The organism is Aeromonas rivipollensis (assembly GCF_010974825.1).
GTDB lineage: Bacteria > Pseudomonadota > Gammaproteobacteria > Enterobacterales > Aeromonadaceae > Aeromonas > Aeromonas rivipollensis.
In genome coordinates, this window is record NZ_JAAILA010000036.1 from 41,982 (window position 1) to 56,039 (window position 14,058).

The 14,058-nt window shown below is 61.5% G+C and carries 12 protein-coding genes; 11 read left to right on the plus strand and 1 reads right to left on the minus strand.

Annotation, left to right across the window (positions count from 1 at the left end):
- The first annotated feature begins 2 nt into the window (after positions 1–2).
- From murD to mutT, 11 genes are all read left to right on the plus strand, one after another.
- Entirely contained in the window at positions 3–1,286 is a 1,284-nt protein-coding gene (murD, locus tag G4923_RS19055) for a UDP-N-acetylmuramoyl-L-alanine--D-glutamate ligase (RefSeq protein ID WP_163137989.1), read from the plus strand.
- Positions 1,283–2,467, plus strand: a complete 1,185-nt coding sequence (gene ftsW / locus G4923_RS19060; RefSeq protein WP_162627267.1) for a cell division protein FtsW — start codon at positions 1,283–1,285, stop codon at positions 2,465–2,467. Before murD ends, ftsW begins: the two co-directional genes overlap by 4 nt.
- Positions 2,464–3,549, plus strand: coding sequence for an undecaprenyldiphospho-muramoylpentapeptide beta-N-acetylglucosaminyltransferase (gene murG, locus G4923_RS19065; protein ID WP_163137990.1), 1,086 nt, complete (start codon positions 2,464–2,466; stop codon positions 3,547–3,549). The genes ftsW and murG overlap by 4 nt, the downstream gene beginning before the upstream one ends.
- Positions 3,550–3,643: 94 nt before the next feature.
- Entirely contained in the window at positions 3,644–5,098 is a 1,455-nt protein-coding gene (gene murC / locus G4923_RS19070; RefSeq protein WP_163137991.1) for a UDP-N-acetylmuramate--L-alanine ligase, read from the plus strand.
- Between the two features lie 97 nt (positions 5,099–5,195).
- Positions 5,196–5,948 carry a cell division protein FtsQ/DivIB gene (locus G4923_RS19075; RefSeq protein WP_163138004.1) on the plus strand — a complete coding sequence of 251 codons (753 nt, stop codon included), beginning with the start codon at positions 5,196–5,198 and terminating at the stop codon, positions 5,946–5,948.
- The gene (gene ftsA, locus G4923_RS19080) at positions 5,929–7,188 is read left to right on the plus strand and encodes a cell division protein FtsA (protein ID WP_025328454.1); all 1,260 of its coding nucleotides are present in this window, start codon (positions 5,929–5,931) and stop codon (positions 7,186–7,188) included. The genes G4923_RS19075 and ftsA overlap by 20 nt, the downstream gene beginning before the upstream one ends.
- A 39-nt stretch (positions 7,189–7,227) precedes the next feature.
- Complete coding sequence (ftsZ, locus tag G4923_RS19085; protein WP_005305686.1) at positions 7,228–8,379, plus strand: cell division protein FtsZ; 1,152 nt, start codon at positions 7,228–7,230, stop codon at positions 8,377–8,379.
- 101 nt (positions 8,380–8,480) lie between these two features.
- Positions 8,481–9,404 carry a UDP-3-O-acyl-N-acetylglucosamine deacetylase gene (gene lpxC, locus G4923_RS19090; protein WP_042649033.1) on the plus strand — a complete coding sequence of 308 codons (924 nt, stop codon included), beginning with the start codon at positions 8,481–8,483 and terminating at the stop codon, positions 9,402–9,404.
- Between the two features lie 140 nt (positions 9,405–9,544).
- Positions 9,545–10,450: a M23 family metallopeptidase gene (locus G4923_RS19095; RefSeq protein ID WP_025328452.1), complete on the plus strand. Its 906-nt coding sequence runs from the start codon at positions 9,545–9,547 to the stop codon at positions 10,448–10,450.
- A gap of 57 nt (positions 10,451–10,507) precedes the next feature.
- Positions 10,508–13,228, plus strand: coding sequence for a preprotein translocase subunit SecA (gene secA, locus G4923_RS19100; protein WP_111911128.1), 2,721 nt, complete (start codon positions 10,508–10,510; stop codon positions 13,226–13,228).
- Between the two features lie 155 nt (positions 13,229–13,383).
- A complete protein-coding gene (gene mutT, locus G4923_RS19105; RefSeq protein ID WP_163137992.1) occupies positions 13,384–13,788 on the plus strand; it encodes an 8-oxo-dGTP diphosphatase MutT in 405 nt (134 codons plus the stop codon).
- 72 nt (positions 13,789–13,860) lie between these two features.
- Here the strand turns inward: mutT and yacG are convergent, their stop codons facing one another.
- Complete coding sequence (gene yacG / locus G4923_RS19110) at positions 13,861–14,055, minus strand: DNA gyrase inhibitor YacG (RefSeq protein ID WP_025328449.1); 195 nt, start codon at positions 14,053–14,055, stop codon at positions 13,861–13,863.
- Positions 14,056–14,058: the final 3 nt, after the last annotated feature.

Here is a 14,058-nt window from a genome sequence, read left to right on the forward strand (position 1 = left end):
CCATGGTCATCATCATCGGACTCGGCAAAACCGGACTCTCCTGCGTCGACTACTTCCTCGGTCGTGGTGTCACGCCCCTGGTGATGGACACCCGTGCCAACCCGCCTGGCAAGGATGAACTGCCCCCCGAGGTGGAACTCATCCACGGGCTGGACGGCGATCTGCTCAAGCAGGCGCACATGATAGTGGCGAGCCCGGGCATCGCCCTGGCGACCCCCGAGCTGAAGGCCGCTGCCGAGTTCGGGGTACGCATCGTCGGCGACATAGAGCTGTTCGTGCGCGAGACCCAGACCCCCGTCATCGCCATCACAGGCTCCAACGGCAAGAGCACAGTCACCACCCTGGTCGGCGAGATGATCGCCGAGGCTGGCCTCAAGGTAGGCGTAGGTGGCAACATCGGTACCCCGGCGCTGGAGCTGCTCAAGCAGCCCATGGATCTCTGCGTGCTGGAGCTCTCCAGCTTCCAGCTGGAGACCACTTACAGCCTGCGTGCCGCGGCATCCGTGGTGTTAAACCTCAGTGAAGATCATATGGATCGCTATCAGGGCATGGCGGATTACCGCGCCGCCAAGCAGGAGATCCATCAGCATTCCCAGCACATCCTGGTCAACCGGGACGATCCCCAGACCCTGCCCGACGTGGGTCAGGTGTGGCAGAGCTTCGGGCTGGATTGCAACGGCTACGGCCGCTGCGATCTGGCGGGTCGCCACTGGCTGACCCTGCACGGGGAGCCGCTGCTCCCCGTGGACGAGATGAAGATAGTCGGCGCCCACAATCAGGCCAATGCCCTGGCGGCCATGGCCCTGTGCGATGCGGTCGGCATTCCCCGCGAGCCGCAACTCGCCGTGCTGCGCCGCTTCGAAGGCCTGCCCCACCGTGCCCGCTTCGTGCGGGAGGTAAACGGGGTGCGCTGGATCAACGACTCCAAGGCCACCAACGTGGGGGCCACCCTGGCCGCCGTGGCAGGGGTGCGTGAGTCGGTGAAGGGCCGTTTGCTGCTGCTGGCCGGTGGCCAGGGCAAGGGCCAGGACTTTGGCCCTGTGCAGGCGCTGCTCGGCAGCCAGATCGATCACATGTACTGCTTCGGTCAGGATGCCGAGGTGCTGCTGGCCCTGGGCGAGCAGACCGAGAAGGTCGCCTCCCTCGAGGCCGCCGTCGCCAAGGCAGCCGCTGATGCCAGACCCGGTGACTGGGTGCTGCTGGCACCGGCCTGCGCCAGCCTGGATCAGTTCAAGTCCTTTGAAGCGCGCGGTGATCGTTTCACCGAGCTGGTACAAAAGTTATGAACGCCCTTCGCGCCGTCGCAGGCTTCTTGCAGCGCTGGTTGTTGCCGGCGCGTCCCGCCGGTCTCTACGACAGGCAACTGGTGGTGCTGGCGCTGGCGCTGATGTCGGTGGGCCTGGTGATAGTGGCCTCTGCCTCCATTCCCGAAGGGATTGCCCTGGGCGATGACCCCTTCATGTTCGTGAAGCGGCATGGTCTCTTCCTGGTGATGGCGCTCGGCATCTCCTGGTTCGTGCTGCAGGTGCCCATGGCGCGCTGGCAGCAGTACAACGGCCCCATGCTGCTGCTCGCCATAGTGATGCTGGTGCTGGTGCTGCTGGTGGGGCGCAGCGTCAACGGCTCGGTGCGTTGGTTGCCGCTCGGCCCCTTCAACCTGCAGCCGGCGGAATTCGGCAAGCTGGCGCTGTTCGTCTATCTGGCGGGCTATCTGGTACGCCGCCAGAGCGAGGTGCGCGAGCGCTTTATCGGCTTCATGAAACCCATGGCGGTGCTGTTCGTGGTGGCCACCTTGCTGCTGGCCCAGCCCGACCTGGGATCCGTGGTTGTTATGTTCGTCACCTCCCTCGGGATGCTGTTCCTGGCGGGGGCCCGCATGGTGCAGTTCATCGGTCTCATCCTGGTGGGGGTGAGCGCCGTGGTGACCCTGATCATCGCAGAGCCCTACCGGATGCGGCGGGTCACCTCCTTCTTGGATCCCTGGGCCGATCCCTTCGGCAGCGGCTATCAGCTGACCCAATCCCTGATGGCATTCGGCCGCGGCAGCTGGTTTGGCGAGGGGCTGGGCAACTCCATCCAGAAGATGGAGTACCTGCCGGAGGCCCACACCGACTTCGTGTTCGCCATCCTTGGCGAGGAGCTGGGCTACGTGGGTGTGCTGGGTGCGCTCTTCCTCATCTTTGCGCTGGCGGTGAAGGCGCTCAAGCTCGGTCACCAGGCGCTGGTGTCCGAACGGCTCTATGAAGGCTATCTGGCCATCGGCATCGGTATCTGGTTCAGTTTCCAGACCTTCGTCAACGTCGGCGCCGCCAGCGGCATGATGCCGACCAAGGGCCTGACCCTGCCGCTGGTCAGCTACGGCGGCTCCAGTCTCATCATCATGATGGTGGCGGTGAGCATGTTGATTCGTATCGATTTCGAGTTGCGCCAGGCCAGTGCCCAGGCGCGTGTGAGGGAGGTTTCGTGAGCAAGACGTTACTGGTGATGGCGGGTGGTACCGGGGGCCATGTGTTCCCCGGGCTGGCCGTGGCCGATCGCCTCAAGGCCCAGGGCTGGACCATTCACTGGCTCGGTACCGCCGACCGGATGGAGGCCGAGCTGGTGCCCGCCCACGGTTACCCCATCTCCTTCATCGACATTCAGGGGGTGCGTGGCAACGGCATCAAGCGACTGCTGGTCGCCCCCTATCGCATCGTCAAATCCGTGTTGCAAGCACGTCGCGTGCTGAAAAACATTCGTCCTGATGTGGTGCTCGGCATGGGGGGCTTCGCCTCAGGCCCGGGCGGCGTGGCGGCCTGGCTGTCTGGTATTCCCTTGCTGCTGCACGAGCAGAACGCGGCGGCCGGCCTCACCAACAAGCTGCTGGCCCGCCTCGCCAAGCGGGTGCTGATGGCCTTCCCCGGCGCCTTTGCGCCTAGTGCCCGCACCGCAGTGGTGGGCAATCCGGTGCGCCCCGAGGTGGTGGCCCTGCCGGATCCCCAGTTGCGCAGCAGCAGCGAACCGCTGCGCCTGCTGATCATCGGTGGCAGCCTGGGTGCCCGGGTGCTCAACGAGCAGGTGCCGCCAGCGGTGGCCTCCGCCGGCGTGCCGATTGAAGTGCGTCATCAGTGTGGCAAGGGCAACCGGGAGACTGTCGCCCAGGCCTATGCCGAGCAGGGCGTCGAGGCCGAGGTGAGCGAGTTTATCAAGGACATGGCCGATGCCTATGCCTGGGCCGATCTGGTGGTGTGCCGCGCCGGGGCCCTGACGGTCTCCGAAGTGGCTGCCGCCGGTGTGGCCGCCATCTTTGTGCCGCTACCCCATGCGGTGGATGATCACCAGACCCGCAACGCCCTGACCCTGGTCGACGGCGGGGCGGCCGAATTTCTGCCCCAGTCCGAGCTGACCCCGGCCTCATTGGCCGCGCGTCTCTCCTGGCTCGCCGGGCGCAGGGAGACACTGTTGAACATGGCCCAGGCCGCCCGTCGCGTGGCCATCATAGATGCCGCCGAGCGGGTTGCCGATGAGTGCAAGCGGCTCGCCAGCGGGCAGAGCGAGAAAGCATGTTGAGCAAGATTGCACAGGCCAGGCCGTGCAGTCTTGTCCCCGTATTTATTGATGCCGCCGAGCGCAAACCGCTGACGGCAGACTTGAAGAGAGAGCTATGACCAAGGTTGAACTGGCAAAACTGCGTACCGTGATCCCCGAAATGCGCCGCGTGCGTCGCATCCACTTCATCGGCATAGGTGGTGCCGGTATGGGCGGGATCGCCGAGGTGCTTGCCAACGAGGGCTACCAGATTTCCGGCTCCGATCTGTCCCGCAATGCGGTGACCGAGCGGCTCGCGTCCCTGGGGGCCCATATCTTCGTGGGGCACAGTGCCGAGCACGTGAACGAGGCGAGCGTGGTGGTGGTTTCCACCGCCATCAAGCAGGACAACCCCGAGTTGCTGGCTGCCCGTGAACTGCGCATTCCCGTGGTGCGCCGTGCCGAGATGCTGGCCGAGCTGATGCGCTTCCGCCACGGGGTTGCCGTCGCCGGCACCCACGGCAAGACCACCACCACCAGCCTGGTGGCGAGCATCTATGCCGAAGCCGACCGTGACCCGACCTTCGTCATCGGCGGTCTGCTCAACAGCGCCGGCACCAACGCCCGCCTGGGCAGCAGCCGCTACCTGATCGCCGAGGCGGACGAGAGCGACGCCTCCTTCCTGCATCTGCAACCCATGGTCTCCATCGTGACCAACATCGAAGCGGATCACATGGACACCTATGGCGGCGACTTCTCCAAGCTGAAGGCCACCTTCATCGACTTCCTGCACAACCTGCCGTTCTACGGTCTGGCCGTGGTGTGCGTGGATGATCCCGTGATCCGTGGCATGCTGCCGGAGATCGCCCGTCCGACCCTGACCTACGGCCTTGCCGAGGATGCCGATGTGCAGGTGCTGGACTTCGTGCAGACCAGCAACCGCAGCCGCTTCCGGGTGCGCCGCAAGGATGCTGGCGAGCTGACAGTCACCCTGAATCTGCCGGGCATTCACAACGCCCTCAACGCCGCCGCCGCCATCGCTGTCGCGACCGAAGACGGCATTGGCGATGAGGCCATCATCCAGGCGCTCGCCAAGTTCGAAGGTGTGGGTCGCCGCTTCCAGCAATATGGCGAGTTCGAGACGGGGCGTGGCAAGGCCATGCTGGTGGACGACTACGGTCACCACCCGAGCGAAGTCAAGGTGACCATCAATGCCGCCCGCGCCGGCTGGCCCGAGAAGCGACTGGTGATGGTGTTCCAGCCGCACCGTTACAGCCGGACCCGGGATCTCTATGAAGATTTCGCCGACGTGCTCTCCAAGGTGGATGTGTTGGTGATGCTGGAGGTGTATGCCGCCGGTGAAGAGCCGATCCCGGGGGCCGATGGCCGTGCCCTGTGCCGCTCCATCCGCTCTCGCGGTACCCTGGAACCCATCTTTGTCGCAACCCCTGACGATGTGCCGGCCGTGCTGGCCGAGCTGATCGGCGAGGGGGATCTGGTGCTGACTCAGGGCGCCGGTAACGTCGGGGCACTGGCCCGCCGTCTCGGTGAGATGAAATTGAGCGTGGATAGCATGAAATCCGGTGCCTGAGGGCCCAATGAGTATTTTGACCGCCAAGCCGAGGCCTATATAATGGCGAACCGGTCTGCAAGTGACCGGCATGGCGCGTTATACGGGGATAGATCGGGTGGAGGCAAGGGCACAAGGGCGCACCAAGGGGGGCTTCATCGCCGGGGTGGCATTTTTCATCCTGGTCATGTGGGGGCTCTACCAGACTGCGCTGGATGTTAAAGACTGGCTGACAGATGCCAGTCGGTTGCCCATGAGCGAGCTGTTGCTGCAGGGGCAACACGAATATTTGAAAGCCGATGAGTTGCGCGCCGCCGTGCTGGATGGCGCCGAGTTGCGCAACTTCTTCGAGTTGGACGTGAACGAATTGCAGGGGCGGTTGAACGCCCTGCCCTGGGTGGCCCAGGTCTCGGTACGCAAGAAGTGGCCGAACAAGATCAAGGTCTACCTCACCGAACAGGCTGTGGCTGCACGCTGGAACAGCAACCGCTTCGTCAATACCAAGGGTGAGGTGTTCAGTGCACCGGACAGGGTGAAGAAACCCCTGATGCAGTTGTCCGGGCCCGATGATCAGGCCGCCAAGGTGCTGGAAGCCAGCCATCAGTACGAGACGCTGCTGGCGGCCAAGGGATACAAGTTGTTGGGGGTGAATCTGACTCCCCGCCATGCCTGGGAACTGACCCTGGATGGCAACATTCAGCTGTTCGTGGGGCGCTCGGATATCGCGCTTCGCCTGCAGCGGTTTATCGATGCCTTTCCGGTCATCGAACCCCGTGAGCGGGTTGCTTACGTGGATCTTCGATACGACACCGGAATGGCAGTTGGCTGGAAGAAAAGCGAAGAGAAAGTGAATGACCAACACCGCAGATAGAAATTTGATTGTCGGACTGGATATCGGCACGACCAAGGTGGCGGTACTGGTTGGCGAAGTATTGCCCGATGGCGAGCTCAATGTCATCGGCATGGGCAGCCACGCTTCTCGCGGGATGGAGAAGGGCGGGGTCAATGACCTCGACTCCGTGGTCAAGTCCCTGCGCCGCGCGGTGGAAGAGGCCGAGATGATGGCCGACTGCCAGATAAGCTCCGTCTATCTGGGGCTGTCCGGCAAGCACATCGATTGCCGCAACGAAACCGGCATGGTGCCCATCTCCGATGAAGAGGTGACCCAGGAGGACGTGGACAACGTCATCCACACCGCCAAGTCGGTGCGACTGTCGGACGAACTGCGGGTGCTGCACGTGCTGCCCCAGGAGTTCGCCATCGACTATCAGGAAGGGATCAAGAATCCGGTCGGTCTCTCCGGTGTGCGGATGGCGGCCAAGGTGCACCTGATCACCTGCCACAACGACATGGCTCGCAACATCGAGAAGTGTGTGGAGAAGGTGGGTCTGCGGGTGGATCAGCTGATCTTTTCGGCCCTGGCTTCCAGCTATGCCGTGCTGACCGAAGACGAGAAGGAGCTGGGTGTCTGCGTGGTGGACATAGGTGGCGGTACCATGGACATGTCGCTGTTTACCGGCGGTGCCCTGCGTCACACCAAGGTGATCCCGTACGCCGGCAGCACTGTGACCAGCGACATCGCCTACGCCTTCGGCACACCGCCGCTGGACGCCGAAGCGATCAAGGTGCGCTACGGTTGCGCCCTCGGCCGCCTGGTCAGCAAAGAAGACAATATTGAAGTCCCCAGTGTCGGCGGTCGCCCGGCGCGTAGCCTGCAACGGCAGACACTGGCTGAAGTGATTGAACCCCGTTACACGGAATTGCTCTCCATGGTGAATGACGAGCTGGTACGGGTGCAGAGCGAATTGAAGGCACAGGGGGTCAAGCATCAGCTGGCGGCCGGTGTGGTATTGACCGGTGGCGCGGCCCAGATCGAAGGCATTGTGGAGTGCGCAGAGCAGATCTTCCAGAGCCAGGTCCGGGTGGGCGAACCCATGAACATTCGGGGATTGAGCGATTACGTGCAGGCACCTGTGTACTCGACCGCGGTCGGGCTGCTGCAGTACGGCCGTACCAATCAATCCACCGGCAGTAGCAAGGAATATGCCGCCAAGGCAAGCGTAGGTGGGCTGGTCAAACGGGTCAGCAACTGGTTGCGTGGCGAGTTCTAAAGATTTTGCGTCAGTCAGCAAATAAAGCGGAGAGACAACATGTTTGAATTTATGGATAGCCACACTGACGAAGCCGTCATCAAGGTGATAGGTGTGGGTGGCGGCGGCGGCAACGCAGTCGAGCACATGGTTCGTCAAAACATCGAGGGTGTTGAGTTCATTACCGTCAACACCGATGCCCAGGCACTGCGCAACTCCAGTGCCAACACGACTCTGCAGATCGGCGGTGGCATCACCAAGGGTCTGGGAGCCGGAGCCAATCCGGAAGTGGGCCGTGATGCTGCCATGGAAGACAGGGAAGCGCTGCGTGAGCTGCTGACCGGTTCAGACATGGTGTTCATCGCCGCCGGCATGGGTGGTGGTACAGGTACGGGTGCCGCACCTATCGTGGCCGAAGTGGCCCGCGAGATGGGTATCCTGACCGTCGCCGTCGTGACCAAGCCGTTCTCCTTCGAAGGGAAGAAGCGGATGGGCTTCGCCGCTCACGGTATCGAGGAGCTGTCCAAGAACGTCGACTCCTTGATCACCATCCCCAACGACAAGTTGCTGAAGGTGCTGGGTCGTGGCATCTCCCTGCTGGACGCCTTCAAGGCGGCCAACGATGTACTGCTGGGTGCGGTACAGGGCATTGCCGAGCTGATCACCCGTCCGGGCCTGATCAACGTCGACTTCGCGGACGTGCGTACCGTGATGCGCGAGATGGGGACCGCCATGATGGGTACCGGCTCCGCCTCCGGTGATGACCGTGCCGAAGAAGCCGCCGAGAAGGCCATCTCCAGCCCGCTGCTGGAAGACGTGGATCTGGCCGGTGCCCGTGGCATCCTGGTCAACATCACCGCCGGCATGGACATGACCATCGAAGAGTTCGAAACCGTGGGTAACGCGGTCAAGGCCTTCGCCTCCGAGAACGCCACCGTGGTGGTGGGTACCGTAATCGACCCGGAAATGCACGACGAACTGCGGGTGACCGTGGTGGCCACCGGTATCGGTGCCGAGCGCAAGCCCGACATCACCCTGGTCAAGAACAACATGGTACAAGAGCGTCCGGCCCGTCAGCCCCTGATCAGCGAAGCCCTGCAGTCTCGCGTGATGGAAGAGGCCCCGGCCAAGGTGGTGAACGCCGAGCCGCAAGCTCGTCGCGAACCGGATTATCTCGATATTCCTGCGTTCCTGCGCAAGCAAGCTGACTAAGTCTCGCATGGACCTGGTTTGTTTGTTGCTTAAGGATTGTGCTAAGATGGCCCGGCAACGACCATCTGGTCAGGAATTTGAGCTGTTAAGCGGATACGCCCATGATTAGACAAAGAACCTTGAAAACGAGTGTCCAGGCCACCGGTGTGGGCCTGCATTCGGGCCGGAAAGTCACAATGACGTTCCGTCCGGCGCCTGTGAACACAGGGATCGTTTACTTGCGTACCGATCTGAATCCTGTGGTCGCGCTGCCAGCCAACGCCGATCAGGTGCGTGATACCGTGCTTTGTACCGCTCTGGTAAACGAAGCCGGTGTCCGCGTGTCAACCATCGAACACCTCTCTGCCGCCCTGGCCGGGATGGGGATCGACAACCTCTATGTCGAGGTTGACGCACCCGAGATCCCGGTGATGGATGGCAGTGCGCACCCGTTCATCTACCTGCTGCAAGAAGTGGGTATACGTGAGCAGAATGCGCCCAAGCAGTTCGTGCGGATCAAGCAGAGTGTGCGGGTTGAAGACGGCGACAAGTGGGCGGAATTCCACCCCTATCGCAACGGCTTCAAAATGGATCTCGAGATCGATTTCCAGCATCCGGTATTTGAAGGCCGCAACCAGCGTTGCGTGCTGGATTTCTCCGGTGCCTCTTTCGTGAAAGAGATCAGCCGTGCCCGTACCTTCGGCTTCATGCGTGACATTGAGTACCTGCGTTCCCAGAACCTGGCCCTGGGCGGAAGCCTGGAAAACGCCGTGGTACTGGATGACTACCGGGTGCTGAACGAAGATGGTCTGCGTTACGAGGACGAGTTCGTCAAGCACAAGATGCTGGATGCCATCGGTGACCTCTATATGTGCAACCGCAGCATCATCGGCGAATTCCGTGCCTACAAGACGGGGCATGCCCTGAACAACAAACTGCTGCGTGCCTTGCTGGCCAAGCAGGAGGCCTGGGAACTGGTGACCTTCGAGGCGGAGGGCGACAAAGCGCCCATCGCTTACTACGATAACGGTCTGGTTCTGGCCTGATAGCTGTGCAACAGGACGTCGGTCATCTCTCCGCACCGACGTCCTGTCATTTGTTTATTCCATCCTTTAATACCGATTATCTCCCGGTTTTATTGCCCGTGCTGGCTCCTGGCCTCACCTGACCGAGAAGACAGATTTCTATGAGCATTACCCTGATCCTCAACGGTAAGCAGCGCCGCAAGTTGCACTTACCCAAACAACGTCTGGCCTGGGTCGGCGGTATCCTCTTCACTGTATTGGCACTGAGTGGTGGTTGGCTCTGGCAGAGCTGGCACCAGAAAATGGAGGCGCTGGAAGTCGCGCTGGCCATGGCCGAACAGCAAAAATCCACGCAAGGGGCCGATGAAGCCCGTGAACAGCTTGCCATGCTGGCCGCCCAGGTGGGTACCATGCAGGGGCAACTGGGTCGCCTCAATGCGCTCGGCGAGCGTCTGACCGAGAAGGCAGACCTCGATCCCGACGAGTTCAATTTCAAGGAGCTGCCCCCTATGGGTGGCCCTTCCTATGACGAAGAGCTGGAAGTGAACCTGGGTGAGCTGCAAGCCTCCATGAAACACCTCAGCCAGCAGCTCAGCAGCCGTGAAGAACAGCTGTCGGTACTTGAATCTTTCATCATGAATCACCATATCACCGATGCCGGTTTCATCTCGGGTTCACCGGTGAAGCAGGAGCGAGTCTGGATCTCCTCCGGGTTCGGTGGACGGGTTGACCCGTTCAACGGTCGCGCCAAGATGCACAAGGGGGTGGATTTTCGTGGCAAGCCCGGCACTCCCATCCTGGCAACCGGCAAGGGGATCATCAGCTGGGCAGGCCGCCACCCGCAATTTGGCAACATGGTGGAGATAGACCATGGCAATGGTCTGGTGACCCGTTATGCCCACAACTCCAAGTTGTTGGTGGATGTGGGCACCCTGGTCGATGAGGGCCAGAAGATTGCCTTGATGGGGCGTACCGGTCGTGCGACCGGGGTCCATCTGCATTACGAAGTGTTGAAAGATGGTCGTCAGGTCAACCCCGCACGCTTTCTGAATGCCAGACGGGGTTAGGTTTTTTCTTCAGGTTCCAGTGACGGAACGCTTATATAACCAAAACAGTTGGTACACATGATTAGCACACTGCTCACCAAGATTATCGGCAGCCGGAACGACAGAACGCTCAAGGCTTTGCGTAAAATTGTTAAACAGATCAATGCGATGGAGCCTCAGTTCGAGGCCTTGTCCGATGGCGAGCTGCAGGCGAAGACCGCCGAGTACCGTCAGCGCCTGGAGCAGGGTGAGACCCTGGAGCAGTTGTTGCCGGAAGCGTTCGCCACAGTGCGCGAGGCGTCCCGCCGTGTGTTCGGCATGCGTCACTTCGACGTGCAGCTGATCGGCGGCATGGTGCTGAACTCCAACCGCATCGCCGAGATGAAGACGGGTGAAGGCAAGACCCTCACCGCGACGCTGCCTGCCTATCTGAATGCGTTGACCGGTCGCGGTGTGCATGTGGTGACGGTGAACGACTATCTGGCCAAGCGTGATGCGGAGGCGAACCGCCCGCTGTTCACCTTCCTCGGCATGACGGTCGACTGCAACGTGCCCGGCATGGATGCGTCTCAGAAGCGCGACGCCTATGCCGCCGACATCACTTACGGTACCAACAACGAATTCGGTTTCGACTACCTGCGCGACAACATGGCGTTCTCGCCGGAGCAGCGCGTGCAGCGTCCGCTCAACTACGCGCTGGTGGATGAGGTGGATTCGGTGCTCATCGATGAAGCCCGTACCCCGCTGATAATCTCGGGTCCGGCGGAAGACAGCTCCGCCATGTATACCCAGATCAACAAGCTGATCCCGCTGCTGGTCAAGCAGGACAAGGAAGACTCGGAAGAGTATACCGGCGACGGTCACTACACTGTGGACGAGAAGAACCGCCAGGCGCTGCTGACCGAAAACGGCCAGATCTTCGTGGAAGAGCTGCTCAAGAAAGAGGGGCTGCTGGCGGAAGAGGATTCCCTGTTCTCCGCCACCAACATCAGCCTGCTGCACCACGTCAACGCCGGCCTGCGTGCCCACACCCTGTTTGAACGCAACGTCGACTACATAGTCCAGAAGGACGAGATCGTCATCGTTGACGAGCACACCGGCCGTACCATGCCGGGTCGTCGCTGGTCCGACGGCCTGCACCAGGCGGTCGAGGCGAAGGAAGGGGTCAAGATCCAGAACGAGAACCAGACCCTGGCCTCCATCACCTTCCAGAACTACTTCCGTCTCTATGACAAGCTGGCGGGGATGACGGGGACAGCGGATACCGAAGCCTTTGAATTCCAGCAAATTTATGGTCTGGATACCGTTGTCATTCCGACCAACAAGCCGATGGTGCGCAAGGACATGGGCGATCTGGTCTATCTGACCGCCCAAGAAAAATACGCCGCCATCGTCGAAGACATCCGTGGTTGCGTCGAGCGTGGTCAGCCGGTGCTGGTCGGTACCGTCTCCATCGAGAACTCCGAACTGCTGTCCGGCATCCTGACCAAGGAAAACATCCCGCACAAGGTGCTGAACGCCAAGTTCCACGCCATGGAAGCGGAAATCGTCGCCCAGGCCGGTCAGACCGGCGCCGTCACCATAGCCACCAACATGGCCGGTCGTGGTACCGACATAGTGCTGGGGGGCAACTGGCAGGCCGAGATCGCCGCGCTGGAGAACCCGACCAGCGAGCAGATTGCCGAGCTGAAAGCGGCCTGGCAGGTGCGTCACGACGCCGTGCTGGCCTCTGGCGGCCTGCACATTATCGGTACCGAGCGTCACGAATCTCGCCGTATCGACAACCAGCTGCGCGGCCGTTCCGGCCGTCAGGGTGACCCGGGCTCCTCCCGCTTCTATCTCTCCATGGAAGATACCCTGATGCGGATCTTCGCCTCCGATCGCGTGACCGGCATGATGAAGAAGCTGGGCATGGAAGAGGGCGAGGCCATAGAACATCCCTGGGTAACCAAGGCCATCGAGAATGCTCAGCGCAAGGTGGAGGGTCGCAACTTCGACATCCGTAAAAACTTGCTCGAATTCGATGACGTGGCAAACGACCAGCGCAAGGTGGTCTACGAGCAGCGCAACGAGCTGCTGGACACCAACGACATCTCCGACACCATCCACGTCATCCGCGATGACGTCTATGGCAGCGTGATCGACGAGTACATTCCGCCCCAGTCCCTGGAAGAGATGTGGGACGTGCCGGGTCTGGAAGCGCGCCTGAAGTCCGATTTCGCGCTGGATCTGCCGCTGCAGCAGTGGCTGGCGGAAGACGACAAGCTGTATGAAGAGAAGCTGCGCGAACGCATCCTGGAAGAGGCCACCAAGCTCTATGCCCACAAGCAGGAACTGGTCGGCGTCGATGTGCTGCGCAACTTCGAGAAGGCGGTGATGCTGCAGACCCTGGATGGCCTCTGGAAGGAACATCTGGCGGCCATGGATCACTTGCGCCAGGGCATTCATCTGCGCGGCTACGCCCAGAAGAACCCCAAGCAGGAGTACAAGCGCGAGTCCTTCGATCTGTTCACCCAGATGCTGGAAACCCTCAAGCGCGACGTGGTCAGCATCCTGAGCCGGGTTCAGGTGCAGGAGCGCGACGTGGAGGCGATGGAAGAGCAGCAGCGCCAGCAGGCGGAAGCGGCTCCCCGCACCTATACCCATGCCGCCGCCGAGAACCAGCTGGCCGACGAAGAGACCCAGGCCGATGCGGCACCGGTGACCTTCGTGCGCGACGAGCAGAAGGTCGGTCGCAACGATCCCTGCCCTTGCGGATCCGGCAAGAAGTACAAGCATTGTCACGGTCAGTTGACCTGATTGACGTGATGCCATGACAAGGCGGGCCCGGTGCCCGCCTTGTTTTTGTCAGATGGCGACGCGAAATCGGATGTTAGGCATCATCGGCAGCTCACCCAGCCGGGTGTTGGGGTCATAGAGCAACCCGATCAGGCATTGAGTGCAAAGGTAACAAGATGGAACAGAAAAAGCGGATCTGGGTGGCGGTCGGCGTCATCGAGAATGAACGGGGCGATATCTTCATCGCCAAGCGCTCCTCCGATCGCCATCAGGGTGATCGCTGGGAGTTTCCCGGGGGCAAGGTGGAGTCGGGGGAAGACCTGCTCACCGCGCTGGATCGGGAGCTGTGGGAGGAGATAGGCATCCGGGTGCAGGATTGCGCTCCCTTCATGGAGCTGCACCACGACTACCCGGACAAGCAGGTGCTGCTGGATATCTGGAGGGTGACCCGCTTCCTGGGCGAGCCCTTTGGCAAGGAAGGGCAGGAATGCCGCTGGGTGCCGCTGGCAGAGCTGCACAACTACCAGTTCCCCGATGCCAATGGCCCCATAGTGGCGCGGCTGCAGGCCGCGCTGGCGTGAGCCGGTAGCAAGACAATGAAAAAGGGCCAATCGGCCCTTTTTCATTTTGCAGAGGTGAGTGCTACCACTGACTTATAGCCACTGGTCGCCCTCTTCCGGATCCGGCAGCAGATCCGGATTGATCTCCCCCGGGATCCGCTTCTCTTCATCGGCCCACTCGCCGAGATCGATCAGCTGGCAGCGCTTGCTGCAGAAGGGACGAAACGGGCTCTGGGGACCCCATTCCAGTTCAGTCTGGCAGGTCGGACACTTTACCTTGGTTACCATGGG